Raw genomic sequence first — 26,467 nt, 5'->3', positions numbered from 1 at the left:
TTACTTACTAGAATAAAAAGTAAAAAAATTTAAGTGTAAAAATTTGAAGGAGGATATTGAATTTAGTAATGAATATCCAACTGGTTAGGCCTCCGGTTCATAACTTATTTTACCCAAACCATAGAGGTATAGTACTTTAGAAAACCGAAGCATCAACGGCAATAACAAGATATTGAAAAAAACCACCGATACGATATACACCGTCAGTGCGGGATCATCAAAGAAGAAATTGAGCACGATCATGATGGTAACAAACAGCGCCACGGATAAGGCGTAACTGATGTACATTGCTCCATAAAAAAAATCGGGTTCTGGCACCAGGTCTACTCCACAATGTGGGCAGGTTTGATGGACCTCGGTCAGCTTATTGAAACTGAAAAGAGATACCGGAAAAATGCCACCCGTTCGGCATTTAGGACATCTGGCGGTTAAAATCGCCTCCGTAAGGCTTGTTTGCTTTTTCATCGGTCAATTGAATTATCGGATTTCATCCAAATCGTAATCTTTCCCCTTTCCCCATCGTAATAGTTCCTCCAATTCATAATACTCGAGCGTGTCCAGGTCTTTAACCCGGAAATTTTCTCTACCTGTTCGTTCCATAATCTCCAAAAAACGAATTTCCCCGTAATTTACAAGCCGGTAGACCCGACCCACTCTGATATTATCAATTGCTAGTGGCATGTTTACTGGATTTTATCACCTCATTGTGTTGGTCATTTCATTCGTCCGCTTTAAGCATCTTAAGACCAACTTCTTCGAAGGGAATTTGTTTTTTCCCCTCCGAAAAGGCACCCTCCCTGCCTGGGAAAGTATCCTATGAGGTGCAAAGGTATAATCATTCCCGAATTTTTACCATCAAGGTTTCCCGAAAGTTATTTTGGAACATAACCTTCAATTTCCCTGATAATCTATTAATTTTGCAACTCATTAAAAATTCGCTGGAAAATGACCGTCACAAAAAAATTCATCATTGATTTTGACAGTACTTTTACAAAGGTAGAAGCCCTGGATATTTTGGGGGAGATCAGCCTAAAAGAAGACCCTGAAAAAGCAAAAAAACTCCAGGCTATCAAAGACATTACCGATCAGGGCATGGAAGGCAAGCTCACTTTTCGCGAAAGCCTGGTGCAACGGTTAGACATTTTAAACGCCAACAAAGACCAAATAAAGGACCTGGTGATCGCGTTGAAAAAAAAGGTCTCCGATTCTTTTCAAAGAAATAAGGAGTTTTTACAGGAAAATGCGGCCGATATTTATATAATTTCCAATGGATTTAAGGACTTTGTGGTTCCCATCGTGACCGACTATGGTATCAAGCCCGAAAATGTATTTGCCAACGAATTTGTTTACGATGAATCGGGAAAAATTTCCGGCTTTAATAAAGATAACCCGCTTTCCAAAAACAATGGAAAGCCCGAAACCATACGCAAACTTAATCTGGAAGGAGATATATATGTAATTGGAGACGGCTATACCGACTACGAAATAAAAGCCTCCGGAGTAGCTAATAAATTTTATGCCTTCACCGAGAATGTCCACCGTCCGGCGGTATCTTCGAAGGCGGATCATATAGCCCCAAGTCTGGATGAAATCCTCTATGTAAACAAAATGAATAAAAAATTCTCTTACCCTAAAAGCAGGATCAATGTATTGCTATTGGAAAATGTGCACCCCATAGGGGTGGAACTTATGAAAGCGGAGGGCTATAATGTGGAAGTAATAAGCTCTGCCCTTTCGGAGGAGGAACTGGCCGAAAAGATAAAGAAAGTTTCTGTTTTAGGGATCCGGTCCAAAACCCAGGTTACGTCCAAGGTGCTGGAAAATGCGAACCGGCTGATCGCTATCGGAGCTTTTTGTATTGGCACCAATCAGATAGATCTGGAAACCTGTCAGGAAAAAGGCATCGCCGTATTCAACGCCCCCTTTAGCAACACCCGGTCGGTGGTGGAATTAGCCATTGCTGAAATCATCTTTTTAATGCGTGGCCTGACCGATAAGACCCGCAGCATGCATGTGGGAAAATGGGATAAGAGTGCCACCGGAAGTTTCGAAATCCGGGGTAAAAAGCTCGGCATCATCGGCTATGGAAATATTGGTTCTCAACTATCGGTATTGGCTGAAAATATGGGGCTTGATGTCTATTATTACGATGTGGTCGAAAGGCTGGCCCTTGGTAATGCCACCAAAATCGAATCACTGGATGAACTGTTAAGCACCTGTGATGTGATCAGTTTACATGTAGATGGCAGGAAAGAAAACGAAATGCTTATCAATCAGGAAAAGCTCGCCTTGATGAAAAAGGGAGCTTACCTTATAAACCTGAGCCGCGGACATGTGGTGGACGTGCCTGCATTGAAAGATGCGCTGGAAAGTGGACATCTGGCAGGAGCAAGTATCGATGTGTTTCCAAGCGAGCCCAAAAACAATTCCGAACCGTTTGTCTCGGAATTAATAGGCCTTCCAAATACCATTCTGACCCCCCATATAGGTGGCAGTACCCTGGAAGCACAGCAAAACATCGCCCGGTTTGTACCTGGTAAAATCATTGAATATATCAATACAGGCAACACCTACAATAGCGTCAACTTTCCTAATATTCAACTGCCCTTTCTACAGGATGCCCACCGTCTGATTCACATTCATCTTAATGAACCGGGGATCATGGCCCGAATTAATCGTGTCCTTGCTGACTTTTCGATTAATATCGTGGGACAGTACCTAAAAACCAATGAAAAGATAGGATACGTGATTACAGATATAGACAAGGCTTACAGCTCAAAAGTAATTGATGAATTAAAGGCAATAGAAGGTACGATACGGTTTCGGGTTTTGTACTGATACAACCGACTCGTCAAAGATGGGAGGCTGCTCAGCGGTTTCCCTTTTTTTTGTGTTTTTTCCAAAAAATAGGCTATTTTAGTCGGTAACCCTACTTTCCTCATTGAAGGGAAGAACCAAAAGCCAGAAACCAAAACCAGTGTACCATGAAAGCGTTTTTTGAGGAACTATTTGCATACGGGCATGACTGTAATCAACGATTGTGGGAAGCGATGATGGCCGACCGGGAAAAAATCCCGGAAAAATCCATTAAACTGTATCATCACATTCTCAATGCCCATCAAATATGGAACAACCGGATTGATCCCAAAGCGCCTCCCGTTGGGGTATGGGACGAACGGCAGCTTCAGGATGAGAGGGAAGTTGACCAATCTAATCACAGACATACCCTCAGCATTTTGGATACCTATTCCTTAGATGCCACCATTAATTATGGTAATTCAAAAGGCCAGGTTTTCGCTAACAGCGTAAAGAATATTCTTTTTCACCTGATCAACCACTCCACCTATCATCGGGGACAGATCGCCGCCGACTTCCGGCAGAATGGTCTGAAACCACTGGTTTCCGATTACATTTGGTACAAGCGGTAAGGGATACTATTTTGATGACAATTCGCTTGTTTTTCGATGAGTAGGTAGATCGCCATCAAACTTGCCAATCGGAGTAAGATCTCCTAAAGGATCATCCCCCGTTTCACAAGGAAAAGTGGGATTTTGGTTCTATCCGGATGAAAATCCGAGCCTTCTGTCAGCATGGTATTTTTCCCTTACTCCAAATTATCAATGGTAAAAAAACGTAACTTAAAATAAAAGCAATTTGGGAAAAAAATATTACTCTTATATTTCTGTAATTTTCTAAGCGATGCAGAAGTATACTTTTTAACATTTTACCCTAGAGGAATTGCTGGAGGGGGTAAAGAATAATGATAGCAAAATCCTGCGTTGGATTTATCAGGATCAGTTTCCAAAATTGGAAAAATACGTTCTTGCCAATAATGGAGATGAACAGCAAGCTAAAGATGTTTTCCAGGAGGCCTTTGTCTCTCTCTGTAAAAATGCCAAAACTGGTAAATTCAAACCTGAAAACGGAACCGCCATTCAGGGATATCTCTACCAAATCGCCAAGAACAAATGGCTCGATACGCTTCGATCTTCGAAAAACAAAAAAACAGTACCCCTCGAAAATATTCCTGAAAGCTGGAACGAAGAAACAGAGAACAAGGAGTCTAATTTTGAACAAATGGAAATTTCTTTCAAAAATCTTGGTGGCAATTGTAAAGAACTCCTTACTCGGTTTTATTATAAAAAAGAAAGCATGGCCATCATCGCCCGAGCTTTTGACTGGACAGAAGCCACCTAACCTTGGATGGAATAGACAATGCATTTTATAACCCGGAAAGTATAGGCCTCACCAACGCAAAAATTACCACTCACCTTAATTATGCGAATGGGGGGCAGGTTTACCCTAATTCCCATTACCCTTTTTTGGGAATTACCTACCGGATCAATGACCGATTAAATCTGGGAATCAGTGGATTTAAATGGGTAGACCGTAATACCGTATGGACAACCGATATAGCCGGAGAATCCTTTTCCGTAGACAAAAATGAACAAAGCGTGGTTTCATTGGCTGCCGTATACGAGGTAATAGGCGATCTCTATGTAGGAGCATCCGGAGTTTACCTCTATGGAGAGGGCGAGGGCATCCCGGGACATATCACCTAAAGGGATTTTATTAACAACGCTGGTGCGCTGTATGAAAAGGAAGTGGACTGGGTTAAAATTGGAAACCTGAACAACCAAAAATTCAGGGCTGCTGCCAGCCTGATAAACTCCGGAATGGATAATCGAACAGAACAGACGCATGAGGACTTGCAAAATTACCGTTCTATGATTATATTCTTATCGGCCGGTGCTTCCTATCATTTTTCCATTCCCCTACAAATGAACTCGTAGGGGGAAAGTAATTTTTGATCAAAATGCTCAAAAGGTAGATCTCGATGTACACCTACAGTTCAGGGATGAATTGCCAGGTAAGGACCCTTACGATGACCAAGGATACAACAGTGCCTTCGGTGCTGGGGCTGAAGCCTGCTTTTTCAATACCATCGCCTTGAGAATGGGATACTATTTTGAAAAAAGACCAAAGGATATCCGGCCCGAGGGAGGGGCTTGGGTAACCACCGATAAATCCGGTTTTACCTGGGGCTATGGTGCCAGGTTTCCCTTACACCAGTGAACGGAAGGTCAGTTTCCATTTAATGCAGAAGTTAATTTTGTAACCGGAAGAATCCTGTATGAAATCAGAAAAGACTTTACCCACCGTTCTCCTATTGGCGAAAACAATTTTCTTTTCTCCGCCGGAGTGAACTTACAATGGGTGAAATAACGTCTTACAAAGAATATAAAAAGAGGCGTTTCACATTTTTTGAGCCCACAAAAAATCAAAAGGGAGGCTGCAAAGCAGTCTCCCTTTAAAGTAGGTCCGATCCCTGGAGTGTTACAAACCTCCGATATAACAGGATTTGAGCTGCACCCTCATCGCAACCTTCCACTGTTATCCTGCACCCTGTAAAGGGTACGAGGTCTTTCACAGGGAAAGATGAGGCCTGGTTTTGAAGCGGTGCTTCACTCGGTATTTTAATTAACTTGTGAAGTTTGAACATGTCGCAGAACCGAACCTTAAAACAAATATACAACCTATTCCATCAAACCTCAAATAGTGGGGCCAAGACAATTTTCAGCAAACTGCCCATCGCAGCCGAAAAAAAAGAATAGCTTGGTATTTTCTGTTTTTAGGTTTTAAAAACAGAAAATATTCACTTGCATTAACGGAATAATTAACTAATTTAAATTTTTATGTTTTAATAAATAACAGCCAGACCAAAGATAGCTCTCAGGAATCCACTTATTTATAACATTTTACAATGTATCAAATCAAAAAAATCATTGTTTGTCTGGATCAAACAGAGATGGACAAAACGCTGGTGAAATTTGCCGCATTTATAGCGAAGGCTAATCAATCAAAAAAAATCTATTTCACGAATGTTATTCGTAACCTGGCTATTCCAAAGGATATACTGGCGGAGTTCCCTAACCTGATCAGTAATATGGTTGAGGAGAGAAAGAACCAAATGAAGCGGGTAGTGGAGGGAAACTTTGACTTGGATTTAAAAATCAATTATACATTTGTGGTCAAAGAGGGTCAGCTATCCAAGAAAGTATTGAAGCTGGCCACTGAAAAGTCTGCCGACATGATTTTAGTGGGGAGAAAGACATCCATTCCCGGATCCGGGGTGGTATCTCAGCGGCTTGCCAGGCGCGCCTCCTGCTCCCTGCTGATTGTTCCCGAAAATTCGAAACCAAAAATCAAAAAAATGCTGGTTCCCAGTGACTTTTCGGATTACTCAAAGGATGCCCTGGAGGTGGCCATTGAAATCACCGAAAAAAACGAGGGCAAATCGGAAATCTTTTGTCAAAATGTATATGCGGTGCCTTCAGGCTATCACTTTACCGGAAAGTCCTATGAAGAGTTTAGCCAGATCATGCTGGAAAATGCAGAACAAAACTATAAGAAGTTTATTCGAAAAATCGATACCAAATCAATCAAGGTCAAACCCCTGTACACCAAAGATGAGGACGACGATCCGGTTGTGGACATCATCCAGAAAGCCCAGGAAATCAAAGCCGACATCATCATCATTGGAGCCAAAGGAAGAACGGCAGCGACCGCTCTTTTTATTGGCAGCATGGCGGAAAGGCTCATACAGATGAATGATAAAGTACCCCTGCTTGTCACACGGCCCAAAGGAAAAAATGCAGGCATCATCGAGTATATCTTGGAAATATAGCTGTTTTACATACAAAAAAACATGGTTTAGGTCTTTAAAAATATATTTCATAACTTTAAGTTTGAATTCAAAACCAATGATGCCATGAAAATTAAATCCACCTTTTTATTTATACTTTCCCTTTCATTTTTAAGTTGGGATTCGGAGGCTCAGCTATTAAAAAGGTTAAAAAATGCAGCCTCAGAGGGAGTAACTCGTGCCGTAGAAAAGACCGTAGAGAAGGAAGTGGCAAAAGCCACCCAAAGGCAGTTGGAAAAGGCTTTCAGTAATCTTTATGGAGATATGGAAGCCGGTGAAAATGATGAAGGAGGAAGTTCAGGAGGCGGTTCTTACGATTACAGCAAAATCATGCGTTCCGTGAATATGGATGTAGAAACGGAAAGTGCCTACCGCTTTTCCGGAATTGCCGTCATGGAAATTGAAAGTACAGATGAAAAAGGAAAAGCGTCAGAGCGCATTACCTTTCATTCGTTTTTATCCGATAACCCGGATTATTTCGGAATGGAATTTATAGATCCTGATGATAAAAACTCAAAGGAAAAGTCGGTGATTATCATGGACCATAAAAATGAGGCAACGGTAATGCTGATGGAAAATGACGAAGAAAAATCAAGCATGGCTTTTTCTATCGACTGGGGAGGCATGATGGAGGCTGCTGAAACGGCAGATACTGCCGAAGATTCCCCAGCGGTTTCAGAAGATTTTCAATTTGAAAAAACAGGAAATACCAAAGATATATTGGGGTATACCTGTGAAGAATACCTCGTGGTAAGTGATGATGCCGAAGGAAGCTACTGGATCAGTAAGGAACCCATAGAAGGGCTGGAGTCCTTCTGGAGTAAAAATAGCCCATTCATTACGAAAAAAATGAAAGAAGAAAACAGAGCGTATTTTAAAAATTTGCCTGAAGGTCATATTATGGAAATGAATTTTGCGAGCAAAGAAGACGAGAGTAGTTCAAAAATGAGGATGATTGAAATTGATACCAATCGCTCCACTAATTTCGATTTGTCGGAATATCCAAACGCAATGAAAGCAGCAAAATAAGTATCGTATACATGACCGTTTCGATTATAGTGGCTAAAGCCACCAATAATGCCATAGGGAAAAATGGGGAATTGCCCTGGCATCTCCCTTCAGATCTTAGCCATTTCAAAAAGACGACATCCGGCCACCATGTCATTATAGGAAGAAAAACATTTACTTCACTCGGCAAGCCTTTGCCTGGGAGAACGCATATTGTGGTCACCCGAAACCGGGACTTCAAGGTTCCTGAGGGTCATTTCGTGGCCCACCATCTGGAAGAAGCACTGCACATTGGAAAATCCAGAAATCTGGAAAAAATTTTTATTTTAGGCGGTGCCAATATTTATAAGGAAGCACTGCCATTTACGCATGAAATGATTATTACCGAGATTGAAGCTTCACCTGATGCAGATACTTTTTTTCCGGAGTTCAATCGAAACGAATGGGAAGTGGTGGATAAGGTAATGGTAGAAAAAGATGACAAAAACCCCTATAAGCACGCATTTGTAACCTACCGCAGAAAAGAAATGGGTTAATTCTATGCGAAGAAATGCCTTCAGTTGGTAATTTAAACTTGCAAATCCCCGCCACTGTCTGGAAACTTTTTAATTTTGCACCATAAAAAACCAATACCCTGTTTCATGCATCAATCGGTTACAGCAGAAATCATCTCAATAGGCGACGAACTCCTTTACGGCCAGATTATGGACACGAACAGCAAGTGGCTGAGTGAGGAGATGGATAAAATCGGTGTTCGTGTTGTCAGAAAGACAACAATTGGCGATGACCGCGAATCGATGCTGGATGCCTTTGAGGCTGCTGCAGTGAAGGCCGACATTATTTTAATGACAGGAGGCCTGGGTCCCACCAAAGATGATTTGACCAAATCGGTACTGGCAGCATACTTTGGCTCCAAGCTTGAGTTGTTTCCAGATGCTTTGGAGGATGTTAGCAACCTTTTTCATAGCCGGGGAAAGGAATTGACGGCTACTAATCGAGGTCAGGCATACCTTCCTTCCAATTGCACCTATATTCGAAATGGCGTAGGAACCGCTCCGGGCATGTGGTTTGAAGAAAAGGAGAAAATTTGGATGTCCATGCCCGGGGTACCGCATGAAATGAAATATTTAATGCAGCAGGAGGTCATTCCCCGCCTAAAGAAAAAGTACCAATTGCCGGTCATTTACCACAAACTGATTCGTACGGTTGGCATTGGCGAAAGTTGGCTTTCGGATTTGATTACTGACTGGGAGGAAAAGCTACCTTCTCATATTCGCCTGGCCTACTTGCCATCCCTGGGAGAAGTTAAGCTCCGCCTCACTGGCTTTGGCACTGACCAGGAATCACTGGCTTCAGAGGTGGAAGCCCAGATCGAACCGTTACTGCCCCTGATTTCTAAGTATGTTTATGGGTTCAATGACGATATCCTTCCCGTTGCCATCGGCCATATGCTAGTAAACCGGGGAAAAACAGTGGCACTCGCAGAAAGTTGTACGGGAGGGTATGTCTCGCACCTGATTACCAGTATTCCGGGATCCAGTGACTATTTTAACGGAGGCGTGATCCCTTATCACAATGAATTTAAAAAAGCAGTTTTAGGTGTTTCAGCCGAGGTATTAACCAGTGAAGGGGCTGTCAGTGAAGGTACCGTGCGAGACATGGCCAGGCAAGTGCGTAATAAATTCAAAGCTGATTTTGGCTTGTCTTCAAGTGGTATTGCGGGGCCAGGAGGTGGGTCAGAAGAAAAGCCGGTCGGGTTGGTTTGGATTGCCTGCGACGATGGGCAGGTGTGCCATACCCGAAAATTACAGCTTACAAAAGACCGGACGGTTAACATTCACCTGACAGCAATTGCTGCATTAAATTTATTGAGAGAGACCATTTTACAGACGAGCACATAAAATTTAAAAGGTTTCCTTTTGCAAACCAGTTCCTAAATTTTAGATTTATACCTGGAGGCAAATTCAATACGACTTTACAGTAGGACTATGGCAACAGTAGAAATGGTGATGCCCAAAATGGGAGAAAGCATAATGGAGGGCACAATCCTTTCCTGGCTAAAAAAAGAAGGGGACCTCATCGAGCAGGATGAGTCTGTTCTGGAGGTTGCCACCGACAAGGTGGATACGGAAGTACCCGCCACCCATGCTGGCACTTTAAAATCCATTCTGGCCAAAGAAGGAGAGGTAGTGGAAGTGGGCAAGCCGATTGCACTGATTGAAACGGTAGAAAAAGAAATGGATGAAGGACAGCCAATCCCTGCTACCGCCGAGGATCGCCAAGAAAATTCTGCTTCTCCAAAGACCGAAACCCCTCTGGAAGTGCCTGAATATACCTCACTGATCCTGGGAGCCGTTTCAAAAAAGGAAAGAAGAAAAATTGACGAAAGAAAATTCTACTCTCCCCTGGTCCTTAGTATCGCAAAAGCAGAAGACATAAATGAAACGGAACTAGCTGCCATACCTGGGACGGGCAAGGGTGGCCGAATCACTAAACATGACATCCTCTCCTACCTAAAGAAAAAGAAAGAGTCATCGCCCCAATTCACCCCTCCACTCGATGAACCCACACCACAAAGGGATAGCCAGGATGAAATCATAGAGATGGACCGGATGCGAAAGATGATCGCCCAACGCATGTTGGACTCTAAAAACATTTCTGCACACGTCACTTCATTTGTGGAAGCGGATCTCACGGAAATCGTCCTGTTCCGAAACAAAATAAAAGAAGCATTCCGAAAAAAAGAAGGCGAATCCATCACCTTTACTCCCTTTTTTGTAATGGCCATAGCGAAGGCATTGAAGGATTTTCCGATGATTAATATTTCAGTAGATGGGGATAAAATCATTAAGAAAAAAGATATCAATATAGGTATAGCCGTAGCACTGGCCAACGGTAATCTAATTGTGCCCGTGATTCGGCAGGCGGACCAATACAACCTCCCCGGCTTATCTAAGAAAATCAATGATCTGGCCAGGCGGGCAAGGGAAAACAAATTGAACGCAGAAGAACTAAAAGGGGGCACCTATACCCTTTCTAATATCGGCTCCTTCGGAAATATTATGGGTACCCCCATCATCGTTCAGCCTCAGGTAGCCATATTGGCGGTAGGAACCATTACTAAAAAGCCGGCAGTCATAGAAACGTCCACTGGAGATATGATTGCTATTCGCCATAAATTAATATTATCGCATTCCTACGACCACCGGGTGGTGGACGGCGCATTGGGTGGTATGTTTGTCAAAAAAGTGGCTGACTATTTGGAAAATTTCGAATTGGAAACGGTCATTTAGTTGCGTCAATGATGGCTCGGCTACATTTCTTTATGGAATCAATGATTTGTTGGATTTTTACCGGCTTGGTTAGGTAATCGTTCATGCCATTGGAAAGGGCAAGCTCCACATCCTCTTTAAATACACTGGCGGATAATCCGACGATCACCACGGCTTTTCCATTTGCAAGGGATCGGATTACTTTGGTAGCATCCATTCCGTTCATTCCCGGCATTTGATTGTCCATAAATATCAAATGGTATTGCTCCTCCTCGACACATTTGATCGCATCCACGCCATTCATGGCTACATCCGGCTCATAACCTAATTGTACCAGCAGCATAACCATGAATTTTAGGTTGATGTCGTTATCCTCTACTATCAGAATCTTAAGTGGAAAATCTTCGGCAACTCTCTCAAAATCAACTACTTCCTTTTCAGATTGAATGGGTCCATTCGATTCATTTTCTTCCCCTTCCATATTTGTGATGAGCGTAAAAGAAAAGGTGGAGCCTTCTCCCAATTCACTTTCAATCTGCAAAACGCCTCCCATCAATTCGATCAATTTATTGGCGATGGCCAATCCTAATCCGGTACCCTTGTATTCACCGTTTGAGGCCGCGCTTGCCTGTGTGAAAGGCTTCACCAATTCGGGTAATTTCTCCCGATCAATTCCTACACCGTTATCCTTTACTGCACAGTGCAGGATTAGGTTACTGGAAAATAACTTTTCGCCTTTTAGGAATACCGTGATTTCCCCTCCCTTAAGGGAATACTTCACCGCATTTCCAATGATGTTAAAATATATTTGCGCCAATTTTTCCTTATCCAGTACGATGGCATCTGGAAGCGAGTCGTCTATGGACAGGTTGATATGGAGGGATTTTTCCTGTGCCATGCCGGTAAAAATATTGATAATTCGTTCCATCTCCGGTCTCAGTTTAAAACGCACCGGATTTAATTCCATTTTACCAGCCTCAATTTTGGAATAATCCAGAATATCATTTACAATATGAAGCAATGATTCTCCAGAATCGCCAACAATCGACAGCAACTCCTGTTGTTCCTTGGAAAGGGAAGTCTTGTACAGCAGGCCGGTGATTCCTAACAATCCGTTTAACGGCGTCCTAATTTCATGACTCATATTGGCTAAAAAATTCGATTTTTCCCGATTCGCCAGTTCGGCTGCTTCCTTAGCTTCCCGAAGCCCCCTCTCCCAGAGTTTATGTCCGGTGATGTCCCTTGCAACGGAAATCATCCGCTTCTCGTCCAGCTTAAAAAATCGTATTTCAAAATATCTCCTGCCAATATCAAGTAAAATATCCAATTCCTCGGTCTGCATCTTTCCGGTAACCACCGCCTTGTTGAACGCGCGCATGGCCCGTTCACCGGCTTCTCCTGAAAATAATTCACTCATATTTTTTCCCAGGGTTTTTTGTGGCGGCTGCGCCAAAAGCTCTTCTTGCTGGACGTAGTAATCTAAAAAATCCCCCTTGTTATTATATATAAATATGATATCCGGCAAACTATTTAACACGGACCGCAATCGGTTTTCACTTCGAATCAGCTCCTGATCGGCGATGTATTTATCATTAATATCTGTACAGATGCCCACCGCACCCGCAAACTTGCCATCATATTCAAAAATGAGTTTTTCGAAAATTTTAACTCGTATCGGCACTCCCTGCTTCCGGTTAGAATGGGCCTCGAAATAGTAAAAATCATCTTTCCTTTCGATGGCCTCTTTCTTGGTCAGTATAAATGAATCTGACTCATCGCTCACCCAATCTTCTAAAGCAAAGGTTTGGAATTCCTTTGGACTATATCCGAGGACCTCTTTAATATTATCGCTCACCTGGTATAACCTCAGGTCTTTATCCTGATAATAGATAAAACCCCTGGACTGTTGCAAGAGCATGGTTTGTTGCCGTAGCAACTGGTCCAGGTCCCTGGATTTTTTTTCTAATAAGTGATTGCTTTCACTTGTTATCTTAAAGAATCTTGACAAGAAAAACGCGACCAGTAGCAGCAATGCCAGGAGTGAGAGAAAAAGATAAAAATAGTTTCCAAAAACCCCCGAAACAACGGACGATTTATTTTGAGTAAATACAAATGAAATTGGCTTCTCTAACTCCAGTCGAAATAAATTAAAAGGATATTGAATCAGTAGAGACTCCTGCCCCGCTGACGGTCCACTCTCCGACAGGGCACCTTCGTATTCGCCTCTCAATCCACCCTCAATTTCTCTCATCATGGCTTCTTTTAGCCCCTTTTCCAGTAGCACAGGGTCTTGCAGGGAATCATCGACCAACTGGTAAAAGCCTCCCTCCAAAAATACCAATTTATTAGTATTGGGTCCCAGATAATAATTGACCAGCTGCCTGGAAAAGTACTTACCCAAATTAAGTTTTACCAACAGCGTCACCGTTCCTTTATCGGATTTGACCCTAAAACAATAACGGCAATTCCGCTCTCCTATCGCGGTCGCGGTCTCTGTTACGGTAAAATAATTGGCATCCGAGACCTGGTATATTTTCCGTAGGTCTCCCTTTTCAATAAACAGGGTATCTATCAGATTAATGTAATTATTCAACAAACGCCTTACCCTTGTTTCATCCACTGTGGATTTCGGGGGATTTCCTCCGGAAGGAAGTAATCTCTCCTGATTGTTTGCATAAAAAATCAGGTCTTCATTCAGGTTGTTAAAAGTCCTCTGAACCTCATTAGCAGCCAGTTCCACTTGCTTATTTAGAAACACTTTCCGGTTCTCTATCAGGTTATTGGATAAAGATCGGTAAAAGAAAAAAGCCAAGGTCACCGTGAACAAAATGGCACCAATACTAAGCCACCAAAACTTTTTTGCCTCTCTCCGGTAGCTTTCCGTCCTGTTTTTCTTCCTGTTAGTCATGGATATCCAATAAGTACCAGTCCATTAAATTCATTCGCTTGCAATAGGCTTCAAACAGCCTCCCCCCCAATTCAAAACTATGGTAGTTTTCTTTTTCCAACAGAAATTTGGAAGCCATTTGCCTTACTTCCTTGCTTTTGCTTTTATACAGATTAAAATTCTCCTTCCGGAAATTGTCTGATTGAATGGTTTGAATATAGGCGTGATTTTTTAATGGTGGCATACTCAATGCTTCGATCGCCTCTGCTTTGCCCGCAACGATAGTACCCTGGCTGTCTACGAGCATCAGTTTTTTGTCTGACTTTTCCAGAAAGGCATTCATCAAGTCAAAAAGTGTAATATCAAAACCCAGTACCCCTTTTAACTCATTTTCATGATAAACCGGATGAATCAGCGATAAAATCCATCCTCTCCCAACCGGATCAATGTAGACCTCCTCCACCCAAACAGCCTTCCTGTTGGGGTTTCGGGTTTCGTCTGCCAGGTAATAAAAATTAAAGGCCGTTATATCTATTTCCGGGTCAAGTGAATTTAAAAGGTCATAGGGAGGGTATAATCGATTGAAATGGCTGGCCGCATTGAAATAAACCTGACATACTATTTTCCGTTTTTCCAAAACTTCTATAAAAGCACTATCCAATAACGCGGTGGTGTGAATTTCACGAAGAGCAAGGGGCTTATTTTCGGCCAGGATAGAAACAAAAACCGTACTTTCCTCTCCTGATTCATTCTTATTATAAATAAAGCCCTTTTCGTCAGAAATAAACTTGCTGTCGTCTCCAAGGGGAACCAGACTATCAGCTTTTTGGAATAAAAACGATGAATAATCAGCTAAAGCTGAAATGTCTGCTTCCAAAGGAGTTAAATCCGCTTCCACCTTTTTTATCACAGTGTCCAGCAATTGAAAATGCTGTTGATGCGCCTGATTAGGATCTGATTGGCAGGCGGAAGAAAACAATAAAATGGAAATTAGTGTGAAAAATAAATATTTCATCTTTGAATATTTAAATATAAACAAAGTTAAAAATTTTTCATAGCATTTTGAAGGGATTGATGCATTTCGTTAAACCTTTCTTTTACCTGTTCAAAAAATTCGCCTTCTAGCAACAATTCCAATGACGCTTCCTCCAAGACATCCATTGCCGAAACTTTGAAAGTCTGCTCCATGCCCCCGTCCTCAAATTTGATCAGGTATTTATTGTTCCAATCAAAAATGGTAATTCTAACCCCCTCTTTATTCTTTTCGTTGACTACCCTCATTCCGGCCTGACTACTTCGGTGGTGTAAGTGATTTCAGATTTTAAAGAGGATGCCACCGAACAGTATTTATCTACTGCCAATTTGACTACTTTTTCAAATTCCTTTTCGGTTGCATCCGGGGATGTTAAAACAAAATGCAACTGGATGGTCTTATAAAAAGAGGGAGTGCCATCATTCCGCAAGCCCTCGGCCTCGATTTTAAAATCCTGCACTTTTCGGCGCTTCTTTTTCATCATCAATACCGTATCCACTGCCGAGCAGCCCGCCAGTCCGGATAATAGCAATTCCATGGGTGATTGGTGCTGTTTTTCCGCGCCAGCGTACATATCGATCTGAACTTTATTTCCAGTTGCGTTTACTGATTCGTATTCATGATCAGTAATCATGCGAAGGGTGATCTGTTTTTTATTCATTTCGAGTTCGAAAATAACAAATTTTGGTCAATTGTCCATAACTTACCAACGGAGGATAAGCACTGCAAAGGTATAAAAAGGAAATCAAAATCTACATTTGCCTAAATGAAAGGCTCTCCAGGAAACAATATCGGCACTTCCAATTTCATTGTTTCGGACTACTTGTAAATTAGAATCTAAGCCCTATTTTTACATTAAGTATTACTACCAACACCCCATTCTATTAGTACCCGGTCCAAAGCACTACCATAAATCGAGCCTGCTAGCGGAAGCCAAGCATGACGCAAGTGAGGCACAAAGGGTCTCCCGATAGCTATTGGGAGAAAGTATGCGAAATTCTCTTCATTAAGGTTCTGAACGGGCATAGAACCTATTAAAAGCAAATAATAAATACATGAAATCGAGCATGATGGAGGCGACACACAGAGGGATGATTATAAAGCATGCGAGATTCCATATGGCCACTTAAAGACAATTATAAACATATGAAATTTTCATTATACCTGGGAAAATACAGCGGCATAAAAGTGTTCATTCATTGGACTTTCTCGCTGCTCTTATTATGGATTGTCATTTCTAACGTTAGATCCGGTACTCCCTGGATAGACACGGGGTGGACCCTCATTTTTGTCCTTTTGATTTTTGTATGTGTAATTTTGCATGAATTCGGACATGCTCTTACCGCGCAGCGGTATGGCATACAGACAAGGGATATCATTCTCTTACCCATTGGAGGACTGGCAAGACTGGAAAAACTTCCCGAAGATCCCAAGCAGGAACTTAAAGTAGCATTGGCCGGTCCTTTGGTGAATGTCGTGTTATTTTTGGTCCTATCCCTATTGGTTTCCCTAACCGGTTTTGACCTGGAGTTATTAGAGGAAGGCACCCTTAACGGTAAAAGTATCTGGCTTTTCCTGGCATCAGCCAATCTTTTTTTAGCGTTATTCAATTTAATACCAGCCTTTCCCATGGATGGAGGCCGGGTGTTACGAGCCCTGCTATCCACTGGAATGTCCAGAATCAAGGCCACTGAAATTGCGGGAGGAACCGGGCAACTGATAGCGATTGCGTTTGTATTTTTCGGGTTATTTAATAACCCGGTCCTGGTACTGATCGGTATTTTTATATTTCTGGGTGCTCAGGCAGAAGTAAACCAAACGAAACAATCCTCTTTTCTGGAAGGGTATCAGGTGGGAGATGTGTTGATGCGTAAATTTCCCATCCTTGCCTTTGACGCGCCCTTGCAAAAGGCTGTCGATAAGCTTTTGGAAGGGCAGGCAATCCATTTCGTGGTAGTAAAGGAAGACAGCCCTATTGGCATTCTCAGCAGGGAGGGTATCGTACTCGGGCTACAGCAAGGGGATCCCCAAACCCCTGTAGAAAACGTCGCCGATCAAAGTCCCTTAAAACTGGAAATTTCACTTCCCTTGCAGGAGGCTTTTAAGAAAATGGCCGCAGGAAATAAAAAAGTAGCATTGGTCTATGAAGCAAATCATTTTTTAGGAATTTTAGACCAGGAAAACATATCGGAGTTTATAATGGTCAAAAATGCCCTGACCCGCTGAATCCGTCTCCCGGTATTTCCTTTCGATTTCGCCACATTAAACTCAATAGAAGGTTCTGCTTTCAAAGTTGGTCTGTAAAGAAATTAATGGGTAAATTTACATACACGCCATTGACATCCAGGATATGTATAATGAAATTGGCTTCTTTGTCCAATTTTCTGCTGGGTGTTGCCGAATTGGGATGTCTTTTTCCTAGCGGTAGGGTGGCCTTATGAGTGAAACACTTTGATTGAAATTGAACTATGAATACAGAATTGAATGCGGTAAGTCCTGAGGAAGCGGTGAAACTGGTAAAAAGTCATCAACGGGTTTTTGTTCATGGCAGTGCGGCAACGCCGACCATTTTGCTACAAGCCCTCTCAAAACGAAAAGAGGAGTTGGAAAATGTGGAAATCGTGTCCATCACCACCCTGGGTGACATGCCTCTGGCCGATGAATCCTGCAAAGGCAGCTTTTACATCAATTCGCTATTTGTTTCCGAAAATGTCCGAAAAGCAGTAAATAGTGAAAGAGGAGGCTATGTACCTATTTTTTTAAGTGAAATAGGAAGGCTTTTCAGAAAAAACATCCTTCCAATAGATATTGCCATGATTCAGGTTTCGCCTCCCGACAGGCATGGATATTGTTCCCTGGGCACCTCTGTGGATGTGGCCCGTCCGGCAGTCGAAACGGCAACGTTTATTATTGCGCAAATCAATCAACAAATGCCCCGAACCATGGGAGATGGTCAGGTCCACGTTAGTAAATTTGACCGGATCATTGAAGTAGACGAGCCCCTGCCACAGGTAGATTATTCCGCCAAGCTGGACGAGGCCGATTACAAAATCGGTAAATTTGTCGCAGAAATGGTCGACGACGGTGCCACCCTTCAACTTGGAATCGGAGGTATCCCCGATGCGGTGCTTCAATCGTTACACAACCACAAAGATTTGGGTATCCATACGGAGATGTTTTCAGACGGTGTCATAGATTTGATGGACAAAGGTGTTATCACCAATAAGTTTAAGAAAAAACACCCCGGCAAAGTAGTATCCTCTTTTGTGATCGGTACCAAAAAGGTGTATGATAGTATCCATGATAATCCGGCCTATTCCTTTCACGAAGCTGCCTATGTCAACGATACCGCCGTCATCCGCAAAAACCCGAAAGTAATTTCCATCAATTCATGCGTGGAAATAGACCTGACCGGTCAGGTTTGCGCCGATTCCATCGGCAGTTATCACTATTCCGGTGTCGGTGGTCAAATGGATTTTATGCGAGGTGCTGCCCTGTCCGAAGACGGGAAGCCAATCATGGCACTCCGGGCGGGTACCAAAAAAGGTAAATCCAAAATCGTCCCTTTCCTTAAAGAAGGGGCAGGAGTAGTAACCACCCGAGCACATGTGCACTATGTGGTCACGGAATACGGTGCTGCCTATCTGTACGGAAAAAACCTTCGGCAGCGCGCCTATGAACTTAAAAAAATTGCCGCACCAGAACACCAGGAGGAATTGGATAGGGCCATTCACGAACGATTTGGCGATTTTGTTTACCCCTTCAGGTAAAGTGGTTGTAGCCACTCCTCTTGTTTGATCTTCTGCCATAGGCGAATTTAGATTTTCCTCCTCTTAAAATAGAGTATGAAACGGGTTCCAGCACCGGGGACGCTCGTTACATCCATTTTTCCGCCATTCAACGCCAGAAACTGCTTCACCAGCAGCAAGCCAAGACCGGTTCCCTTTTCATCGTGGGTGCCTACCTTGGAGGGAATCCGAACGTCTACGCCTCCATTTATCAAATCCTGGTGGGCTTCATCTATTCCTACCCCTGAATCTTTGATATGGATGGAAATGTTTTGATCGCTAACGGTATAGAAGATCTCAATTTTCCCGTATTCGGGAGTGAATTTGATGGCATTCCCCAATAAATTCTGGATGATAATTTTAAAATGATTTTTATCTACCAAGGCTACAGGCTGGATTTCCTGATCCCGATGGTGGTCAATGACCAAAAACTTTGCTCTTGTCTGAAACTCCAGTTGTTGCATTATCCTTTCTATCATCTTTGCAACATTCACTTCGACAGGTTCGGCAACCATCCCGTCCATTTGGGTATTGGCCCATTGTAGCAAATCATTCAGTAAATTCTCAGTGGTTTGAATTTGATCCGAAAGGAGGCATAAAACCTCTTGTTCCTCCGTTTCCGATAAAAGATTTTTAGTTCGGACATCCAGCAGCTGCTTAATACCATTTATTGGTGATCGCAAATCATGCGAAATAATTGATAAAAGCCTTGTCCGGGTACTATTCAACTCCTTTAAGGCAAGGTTTTGTTGTGTGATTCGTTCTTTCTGTTCGCCTATCGCTTTGTTTTTATTTGATAAGGAGCGGTTAAATTTATCTTTGAGGCGCAAATGCTTGCTAAAGAAATAGAGTATGCTCCCCATTAAAAAAAGTAAGAGCACCAAAAAGCCCATTAATTTGTATTGCTGCTGGATCATGGTCTGGTCCCGCTCCATTTCGGCTCTTAGGCGCTGGTTGTCGGCTTGGGTAAGTTTCAGCTCCAAACGAGCCATTTGCCTGGCTTTTGCCGCATCGTAAAGGCTATCACTATGACTTTTATGGGCTTTCAAATGATAATACGCCTGATCAAACATCCCCAGCTCCTGATAAATACGACTCAAAAGCCCTGTTATTTGCTGCAAATCCCAATGGGCTCCGTGGATTTCTGCTATTTCCAGTGCTTGCTCCCCATCGTTCAATGCTTCCTCCAATTCCCCCCTTTCCAGTTTTATGGCCGCCAATCCTGACAATGCAAACGACTTCTCCCAGTTGGTCAAGATGGATTCCGCTGCCAACACCTCCCGGAATAGATCTTCAGCCCGTCCCCCTTTTCCCAATTGGTGGAAAACCTTACCCATTCTGTTTTTCACCATAAGCGTAAGCACCGACAGGCTATCCGCCTTGAGGTAGGCCAGTGCCTGAGTTAAATTATCCAGGGATTGATCATATTGACTCATTTCGTCGTAGGCAATTCCCCTATTAAAATGATTTTTTGCCAGCGAGATGCTATCCCTCATTTCTTGATTGATGGCAATGCATTCTTCCAATAGTTGCAGCGCTTTGGGGTATTCCTTGTCCACCATTTGGATCAATGCCCTTCCATTGATCGCGTATACAATTTCCTTTTTGGAATCTGCCCTTTCTCCAAATTCTTTGGCCAAGGCAAAATAATACTGTGCCCGATTATAATTTCCAGAGATATAGTGGAGCGTGGCCTCCCGATTGTTTAACCTGGCCAGTGGTAGTGGCTCCTGATTACCCGCTAACAACTCTCTCGCCTGTTGGGTCAGCGAGAAAGCCATATCCGTATTATCATACTGCAACGAACTGGCCTGTTGCAGCAATGAGTCCAACGAATCTGAATAAGAGCTACCGGAGGACCTGGCTGGCAAAAAAATAACCCATCCCAGAAAAAATAAACCCATCGTAAAACGCATACGTTACCTCGTTCCAAGTACTACACTTCAATCTAAACACCAATCAAAAATAGCTAAAAATCAATTTTAAACAATTTAAATTTCTTTTTTTTATTTTATCAAAATAAATGTATTTTAAAATCGAAAAATTGCATTTAAAATAAGTCCTTTAAAACACTTTTGGCCGCATGAAATCCGCACATACCGTGAACCCCACCACCGGGGGGAGTAGAGGAGGAACATAGGTAGATCCCTTTTGCCGAGCTGCGATACGGAGAAATCCTTAGTGCCGGCCTCGAAAATAATTGGTAAATATCTTGTACTCCGGAATTGATATCCCCACCGATGTAATTGGGATTATACGCTTCGTAATCCCGGGCATTTAAGACCGATTTCGCCAGTATTAGCTTGCGAAAACCGGGAGCAGCTTCTTCAATTTGACGGGTTACCAATTCGCTGATATCCTTATCGCTTCCGGGAGGTACGTGGCAATAGGCCCACAAGGTGTGTTTCCCCACCGGTGCCCGACTGGCATCTACCAGCGATTGCTGCGCCACCAGCACATAGGGATTTTTCGGATAGGTGCCTTCCCAAACCGCCGCTTCAGAACGGGCTATTTCGGAAAAACTGCCTCCCAGATGGACCGTTCCAGCCTCTCTTGCCGCTTTTGAACGCCAGGGAACCGGCCCATCCAATGCAAAATCAACTTTGAAGACCCCCATTCCATACCTAAACCGGTTCAGCTGCCATTTATAAAACCGGGAAAAGGATTTTCCGGCAATTTGTACAAAATGCCGGGGACTGGTATCAAATAATACCGCCTTTGATTTTGGCAGCTCTCGCAGATCGGTCACCATCCAACCCGCTTTAAAGGTTCCTCCTTTGTCTAAAAAATAAGCCAGCAAGGCATCCGCCAGTGCTTGCGAGCCTCCCCGGACCACCGGCCAACCGCCTACATGCCCGGCAGCCATCAGCACCAAAGCAATGGCCGAGGTGGCCCAGTTACTCAAGGGCTGAATGCCATGTGCAGCCATTCCTGCAAATAAGGCGCGCATTTTCTCCGTTTTAAACGACCTGGCCATCCAGGTCGCCGGTTGAAGTGCCCTTAAACCAAACCCAGCCAGATCTACCGGTTTACTCGGAATTCGCAATGGCCCCAAAAAATCTGCTGTCAACGATTCCCAATTGCGAACGATGGGTTCCATTAATGCCAGGTAGCGATCCCCATCTTCTTCAAGCTCTTCGGCGGTTTGCGCAAGGGAACGATGCAAACAAACCGAAGTTCCGTCCGATAATGGATGTGCCGCCAGAACCTGTGGATGAAGTAGGCGAAGTCCATACTCCTCCAGGGGTAGGCTCTTAAAAAAAGGGGCAGATGCGGCAAGTGGATGGATGGCAGAACAGATATCGTGCTTGTACCCGGGAAGCGTAAGCTCATGGGTACGCATTCCGCCACCCACCTGCTCTTTTCCTTCGATCAGCAATACCCTTAAACCTCGTTCAATCAAGGTAATGGCTGCCGCTAGACCATTGGGGCCGGACCCCACTACTACCGCATCATAGCTATCACCTGCCATTAGGCTCCTTTCTGTTCCAATCGCTGACTCCCATAAGTAGTCGCCAATTCTTCCAGTGCCACCACCAGGCGATCCAAATCAGAGATTCGAGTGTAAACGTGCGGGGAGACCCGGACACATTGAATGTTTTCATAACTGATGGGGGTTGTATGTATTTTATATTTTCCCAGAAGCTCTTGCTCCAGCTTACCCGGTGAAAGCCCTTCCACCGAAACCCCGGCAATTGCACAACTATAAGCAGGAAGTAAGGATGTATGAATATGCACACCAGGAATTCCCATTGCTTTTTCTGCCCAGTAATTCTTTAGGTACCGCACCCGCTCTTCTTTGCGTTTGGCCCCTATGCCATTGTGAAAGTTAAGTGCCTCTCCGATTCCCTGCTCCAGTGGAAAGCTTCTTGTCCCCAGCGATTCAAACTTTCTGATATTCTCACTTTTCGGGTTACCGTTACAGAGTAAGGGCCACACTTTTGATATCTTTTCTTTGCTCACCCACATCATACCGGTACCAATCGGGGCAGAGAGGTATTTGTGAAGGCTAGTTCCAAAATAGTCTGCTTCCAGGTCCGGGATATTAAAATCCAACAGGCCAAACGAATGGGCTCCATCTACAATCACTTCCAGGCCATTAGCATGCGCCATCTGGCTGATTTTTTTGACAGGCATGATCTGGCCTACCCAGTTGATGACATGTGTTACGTGAATCATTTTGGTTTTTGGGGTAATGGCTTCCCGGTAAGCGTTGACAATTCTTTCATCGTCTTCAATTGGGAAATCAAAAGAAAGCTGCTTATAAACGATGCCTTCCCGCTCTGCTCGCTGTTTCCAGGCATGCATCATATTGGGATAATCTTGTTTGCAACCGATCACTTCATCTCCTTTTTGCAGATCCAACCCGTAAATAATGGTATTTAAGGCTTCAGTTGCATTTCGATTGATCGCCAGCTCTTCCGGATCACAGCCTCCCAATTGCGCAAGCTTCTGACGCAACGGCTCCCGCCCCTGATCTAATATCCGCCACATATAGTAGGAAGGTGCCTGGTTGGACATTTGGCTGTAACGCGCTACCGCCTCCACAACCAGCTGCGGACTGGGAGAAACGCCCCCATTATTGAGATTCAATACCGGAGAGGAACTGGACGGATACCCCTGCTGGATGGTGGTCCAAAAATCCTCGTTCGCGGCCATTTTTTGGGGAGAAAGGCCTGCAAACTGCCTGTTTTTTGCTGCTATATCGGCCGCATGTAGCTGCTCAAAAAGGCTATTGGAAGAGAAAGCTCCTGCCAGTACGGCCGCTTTTTTGAAAAAGCTCCTTCTGTTTGTAGTTGATTTCATTGAGATAATATTTAGTTAGTGGTCATTCGTTTCCGTTCAGGCATTCCCACAGGTTTTCATTTCTCCCGAGACAAATGATCCCGAAGGCAGCCAAGTACGCAAAATAATCAAAATATTTTTTGTTTCATACGTACCTTTCCATAAGCGGGAGGCGGCTTCCTGAAAAAGAAAAATGGACCAAGGTATTTTTTAAGGTAGAGAAGCAGCAGGCTGTTATCAGACTAATCTGGCCAGCAACAGGCGGATATCCCCTCTCGGTTGTTCACTAAGAGGTTCTTTAGTGAGCCATTGCAAATGGCATGTAATGGATTACGACTTTAAAGGAGGTTAGGAAGAATAGGGTGTAGAGGAGCACTGTCCGTTATGCTTAGATCCGCATTGCAGCCCATCAGGATCAGGGCCATAACCAACCTTGCCCTTCCAAATCAAATAATTGACACGAGCCCTATTCAAAAAATAATTTGTATTCATCTTTATTTTATGGGAATTTTGCATCTAATCTAATACGACAGGAATGAGAGACATAAAATTGGTAGAAGTACGATCCGAACTGGCAGCCGGGACAAGGGGAGCAAGCATGGGGATAGACGCGCTGAAAGTAGCCAGCCTGGTCAAGCCTTCCGATTTTTTTAGCCGATTTGATCCCATACATGTAGAAGATGCGAACGATTACCTTTGGAGAGGAAACCAACACCCCTATGCCAACTACATTGACGGCGTATATGAGGTACTCCAGAATGTGTACACTACTGTAAAATCCCTTCGCAGCACTAGAAAATTTCCCATTATCCTTGCCGGAGACCACTCCACCGCCGCAGGGACCATCATGGGAATCAAGGCCGCCCACCCGGAAAAAAGACTGGGGGTGATTTGGATTGATGCCCATGCCGACTTGCACACGCCCTTCACCACGCCCTCCGGAAACATGCACGGCATGCCCCTGGCCATGTGCCTGGGGATTGATAACCTGGATCAGAAAATAAACGAGCCCTTGCCTGGGACCATCGCCTATTGGGAAAAGATAAAGAAAATAGGTGGACCCAGTCCGAAGATCCGCCCGGAAGACCTTGTTTTTATCGGGGTAAGGGACACGGAAGAAGCAGAAAATGATTTGATCAGGAAGCACAAAATTCCCTCCATCTCCATTAGTGATTTACGAATCGCCGGCATCCCTAAAACAGCCGAGAAAGCACTTGCTTCATTAAAAGACTGCGAACAAATTTACATTTCTTTCGATGTGGACAGCCTGGACACCTCCCTGTCAAAAGGCACCGGAACGCCTGTTCCCGATGGCTTAACCCTGGAAGAAGCCATCCAGTTAAACGAAGCCCTTATCAGAGATAAACGGGTTTGCGCCTGGGAGATTGTGGAGGTAAATCCTACCCTTGACACTGAAAATGCCATGGCTAAAAATGCGTTTGATGTGCTGGAATCCACTACCCACTCTCTGGTTTCTCATTTTTAGTTCACCCGATGCGGTTTACCGCAAGGGTTGCCGTTCATAAAGGGATGCAAAGGCAATCACATTGGGATACATTTTTTCTGCTGCCATTACCTGCCGGGCCGTAAAAAAACGGATCGCCACGCATTCCGGGGAAGGAACGAAATCCAGGTGAGCCAATTTGGTTTCGTACAACACATTGGCAATAAAAACCTCCTTATGGTTCTTGACGGTGAAAAAATAGGCGGGTTGGTCAGCGACAAAGGTGGTTTTCAGCTTCATCTCTTCCCATATTTCCCGATCTATTCCTTGCCGGGGACGCTCTCCAAAATCCAGGCCGCCACCAGGCAATTCCCACCAGCCATTGTCCTCCTGCACCAGCAAAAACCGATGGGAATCATCCAGCACCAGGGCCTTCACGCTCACCCGGTAAAAATTCTCCGGAACGGTTGGTATCTCCACGCTGCCTCTAATTTTTTTCTTGGTTAAGCCAGGCCACTTTTTGGCTGGGTGTATGCTCCTGACCGAGTATGTCCCGGTAAAGATCCGGCCTTCTGGCATTTTTGTACCGAAACCCACCTGCCTGCTGTAGCTTTTCGGCATGAATGCTGGCCAGGCAGAAGTCATCATCCAGCTTTCGGCATTCGGCAATGACATCCCCGAAAGGGTCCAGGATCATGGAACAGCCGTTTTTCAACTGGTCATCATCCATCCCTATGGGGTTGGAAAATACCGCATAAATGGCATTATCATAGGCCCTGGCGGGCAGCCATTTCATCAACCATTGACGCCCCTTCATACCGTCAAATTCTAACCTAAGTGAGGTAGGATCGTTGTGGCGATTATCCCACAAAGCAGGATCTACAAATCCTGCCCCCGGTCGGGAGGAAGGCGTACACATGGTGACATGAGGCATGAAAATCACCTCTGCCCCCAACAGACTGGTCGCCCGAACATTTTCCAAGATGTTATTGTCGTAACATATCAATATCCCACATTTCCATCCGTGTAAATCAAACACACAATACGCAGACCCGGGAGTAAGGTGAGGATTGATAAAGGGATGAAGCTTATGGTGTTTGGCCTGGAGTCCGTCCGCATCCACGCAGACATAGCATTTAAAGATGCGATCCTCTGCATCTTTTTCAAATAGGCCCGCCAAAATGGTGATCCCATATTTCGCAGCGATTTTTCTGAGCCTTTCCGTGCTCGGACCCTCCGGGACAAACTCAGCCAGGTCAAGCAATTGTTCTTTGTTTAATTTCCGGGCAAAGGTATATCCCGTAATGGAACATTCATGAAAAGCAACCACCTGAGCACCGGCTGCTGCTGCCTTTTCACATAACGATTCGATGGTGTCCAGGTTTTTGGTTTTATCACCACTCGCATGTTCGAATTGAACCGATGCTATTTTTAAATCTTGTTTTTTGTCCATGTAAGTACTATAAAGTTTCCAAAAGCCAGATTCTTTCGAGTTATCATCTCTTATTCCATCCCTTTTTTAACGGCCTCCAATAGAAAACAAA

The 26,467-nt window shown here is 43.8% G+C and carries 24 protein-coding genes; 13 read left to right on the top strand and 11 right to left on the bottom strand.

Features of this window, described 5'->3' with window-relative positions; translation table 11 throughout:
* Positions 1-84: 84 nt before the first annotated feature.
* A complete protein-coding gene (locus GJS45_RS21525) occupies positions 85-465 on the bottom strand; it encodes a DUF983 domain-containing protein (RefSeq protein ID WP_162343949.1) in 381 nt (126 codons plus the stop codon).
* 12 nt (positions 466-477) lie between these two features.
* The gene (locus GJS45_RS21520; protein ID WP_162343948.1) at positions 478-681 is read right to left on the bottom strand and encodes a hypothetical protein; all 204 of its coding nucleotides are present in this window, start codon (positions 679-681) and stop codon (positions 478-480) included.
* Positions 682-945: 264 nt separating this feature from the next.
* On the opposite strand from GJS45_RS21520, the gene serA reads away from it, so the two are divergent.
* The 10 genes from serA to GJS45_RS21470 all read left to right on the top strand — a co-directional run bounded on the left by serA (position 946) and on the right by GJS45_RS21470 (position 11,007).
* Positions 946-2,838 carry a phosphoglycerate dehydrogenase gene (gene serA, locus GJS45_RS21515; RefSeq protein ID WP_162343947.1) on the top strand — a complete coding sequence of 631 codons (1,893 nt, stop codon included), beginning with the start codon at positions 946-948 and terminating at the stop codon, positions 2,836-2,838.
* A 146-nt stretch (positions 2,839-2,984) separates the two neighbouring features.
* Positions 2,985-3,428 (top strand): DinB family protein, encoded by a 444-nt coding sequence (locus tag GJS45_RS21510; RefSeq protein WP_162343946.1) that lies wholly within the window; start codon positions 2,985-2,987, stop codon positions 3,426-3,428.
* A 379-nt stretch (positions 3,429-3,807) separates the two neighbouring features.
* Positions 3,808-4,197 (top strand): RNA polymerase sigma factor, encoded by a 390-nt coding sequence (locus tag GJS45_RS21505; RefSeq protein WP_162343945.1) that lies wholly within the window; start codon positions 3,808-3,810, stop codon positions 4,195-4,197.
* Between the two features lie 2 nt (positions 4,198-4,199).
* Positions 4,200-4,562, top strand: a complete 363-nt coding sequence (locus GJS45_RS21500) for a porin family protein (RefSeq protein WP_162343944.1) — start codon at positions 4,200-4,202, stop codon at positions 4,560-4,562.
* Between the two features lie 301 nt (positions 4,563-4,863).
* Positions 4,864-5,076, top strand: coding sequence for a hypothetical protein (locus GJS45_RS21495; protein ID WP_162343943.1), 213 nt, complete (start codon positions 4,864-4,866; stop codon positions 5,074-5,076).
* Positions 5,077-5,764: 688 nt separating this feature from the next.
* A complete protein-coding gene (locus GJS45_RS21490; RefSeq protein WP_162343942.1) occupies positions 5,765-6,688 on the top strand; it encodes a universal stress protein in 924 nt (307 codons plus the stop codon).
* An 84-nt stretch (positions 6,689-6,772) separates the two neighbouring features.
* On the top strand, positions 6,773-7,735 hold the full coding sequence (locus GJS45_RS21485; RefSeq protein ID WP_162343941.1) for a DUF4412 domain-containing protein: 963 nt from the start codon (positions 6,773-6,775) through the stop codon (positions 7,733-7,735).
* An 11-nt stretch (positions 7,736-7,746) separates the two neighbouring features.
* A complete protein-coding gene (locus GJS45_RS21480; protein ID WP_162343940.1) occupies positions 7,747-8,250 on the top strand; it encodes a dihydrofolate reductase in 504 nt (167 codons plus the stop codon).
* A gap of 105 nt (positions 8,251-8,355) precedes the next feature.
* A complete protein-coding gene (locus GJS45_RS21475; RefSeq protein WP_162343939.1) occupies positions 8,356-9,615 on the top strand; it encodes a competence/damage-inducible protein A in 1,260 nt (419 codons plus the stop codon).
* An 87-nt stretch (positions 9,616-9,702) separates the two neighbouring features.
* Entirely contained in the window at positions 9,703-11,007 is a 1,305-nt protein-coding gene (locus tag GJS45_RS21470) for a dihydrolipoamide acetyltransferase family protein (protein ID WP_162343938.1), read from the top strand.
* On the opposite strand, the gene GJS45_RS21465 is transcribed toward GJS45_RS21470, so the two are convergent.
* From GJS45_RS21465 to GJS45_RS21450, 4 genes are read right to left on the bottom strand one after another with little or no spacing between them, the layout of a single operon-like run.
* Entirely contained in the window at positions 11,000-13,894 is a 2,895-nt protein-coding gene (locus GJS45_RS21465; protein ID WP_162343937.1) for a PAS domain-containing hybrid sensor histidine kinase/response regulator, read from the bottom strand. The two genes, GJS45_RS21470 and GJS45_RS21465, sit on opposite strands and share 8 nt — an antisense overlap.
* Entirely contained in the window at positions 13,887-14,888 is a 1,002-nt protein-coding gene (locus GJS45_RS21460) for a PDC sensor domain-containing protein (RefSeq protein ID WP_162343936.1), read from the bottom strand. Before GJS45_RS21460 ends, GJS45_RS21465 begins: the two co-directional genes overlap by 8 nt.
* 26 nt (positions 14,889-14,914) lie before the next feature.
* Positions 14,915-15,154, bottom strand: coding sequence for a hypothetical protein (locus GJS45_RS21455; protein ID WP_162343935.1), 240 nt, complete (start codon positions 15,152-15,154; stop codon positions 14,915-14,917).
* Entirely contained in the window at positions 15,151-15,567 is a 417-nt protein-coding gene (locus tag GJS45_RS21450) for an OsmC family protein (protein ID WP_162343934.1), read from the bottom strand. Before GJS45_RS21450 ends, GJS45_RS21455 begins: the two co-directional genes overlap by 4 nt.
* A 485-nt stretch (positions 15,568-16,052) precedes the next feature.
* Here GJS45_RS21450 and GJS45_RS21445 point away from each other — a divergent pair, with 485 nt between their 5' ends.
* Both GJS45_RS21445 and GJS45_RS21440 read left to right on the top strand, forming a co-directional pair.
* A complete protein-coding gene (locus GJS45_RS21445; RefSeq protein ID WP_162343933.1) occupies positions 16,053-17,132 on the top strand; it encodes a site-2 protease family protein in 1,080 nt (359 codons plus the stop codon).
* A 242-nt stretch (positions 17,133-17,374) separates the two neighbouring features.
* Positions 17,375-18,676, top strand: a complete 1,302-nt coding sequence (locus GJS45_RS21440; protein WP_162343932.1) for an acetyl-CoA hydrolase/transferase family protein — start codon at positions 17,375-17,377, stop codon at positions 18,674-18,676.
* Positions 18,677-18,723: 47 nt separating this feature from the next.
* On the opposite strand, the gene GJS45_RS21435 is transcribed toward GJS45_RS21440, so the two are convergent.
* The 3 genes from GJS45_RS21435 to GJS45_RS21425 all read right to left on the bottom strand — a co-directional run bounded on the left by GJS45_RS21435 (position 18,724) and on the right by GJS45_RS21425 (position 23,500).
* Positions 18,724-20,610 carry a tetratricopeptide repeat-containing sensor histidine kinase gene (locus GJS45_RS21435; RefSeq protein ID WP_162343931.1) on the bottom strand — a complete coding sequence of 629 codons (1,887 nt, stop codon included), beginning with the start codon at positions 20,608-20,610 and terminating at the stop codon, positions 18,724-18,726.
* Positions 20,611-20,744: 134 nt separating this feature from the next.
* Positions 20,745-22,166: a phytoene desaturase family protein gene (locus tag GJS45_RS21430; RefSeq protein ID WP_162343930.1), complete on the bottom strand. Its 1,422-nt coding sequence runs from the start codon at positions 22,164-22,166 to the stop codon at positions 20,745-20,747.
* Positions 22,166-23,500, bottom strand: a complete 1,335-nt coding sequence (locus GJS45_RS21425) for an aminotransferase class V-fold PLP-dependent enzyme (protein WP_162343929.1) — start codon at positions 23,498-23,500, stop codon at positions 22,166-22,168. The genes GJS45_RS21430 and GJS45_RS21425 overlap by 1 nt, the downstream gene beginning before the upstream one ends.
* A gap of 514 nt (positions 23,501-24,014) precedes the next feature.
* On the opposite strand from GJS45_RS21425, the gene rocF reads away from it, so the two are divergent.
* On the top strand, positions 24,015-24,965 hold the full coding sequence (rocF, locus tag GJS45_RS21420; RefSeq protein ID WP_162343928.1) for an arginase: 951 nt from the start codon (positions 24,015-24,017) through the stop codon (positions 24,963-24,965).
* Positions 24,966-24,980: 15 nt separating this feature from the next.
* On the opposite strand, the gene GJS45_RS21415 is transcribed toward rocF, so the two are convergent.
* A complete protein-coding gene (locus tag GJS45_RS21415) occupies positions 24,981-25,403 on the bottom strand; it encodes an NUDIX domain-containing protein (RefSeq protein ID WP_235954915.1) in 423 nt (140 codons plus the stop codon).
* Between the two features lie 7 nt (positions 25,404-25,410).
* The gene (locus tag GJS45_RS21410; RefSeq protein WP_162343926.1) at positions 25,411-26,376 is read right to left on the bottom strand and encodes a nitrilase family protein; all 966 of its coding nucleotides are present in this window, start codon (positions 26,374-26,376) and stop codon (positions 25,411-25,413) included.
* Positions 26,377-26,467 lie beyond the last annotated feature (91 nt).

This window comes from Cyclobacterium salsum, assembly GCF_010119245.1.
Lineage (GTDB): Bacteria > Bacteroidota > Bacteroidia > Cytophagales > Cyclobacteriaceae > Cyclobacterium > Cyclobacterium salsum.
Note: the sequence above shows the minus strand (reverse complement) of the source record. Positions and strands in the feature narration are given on the sequence as shown.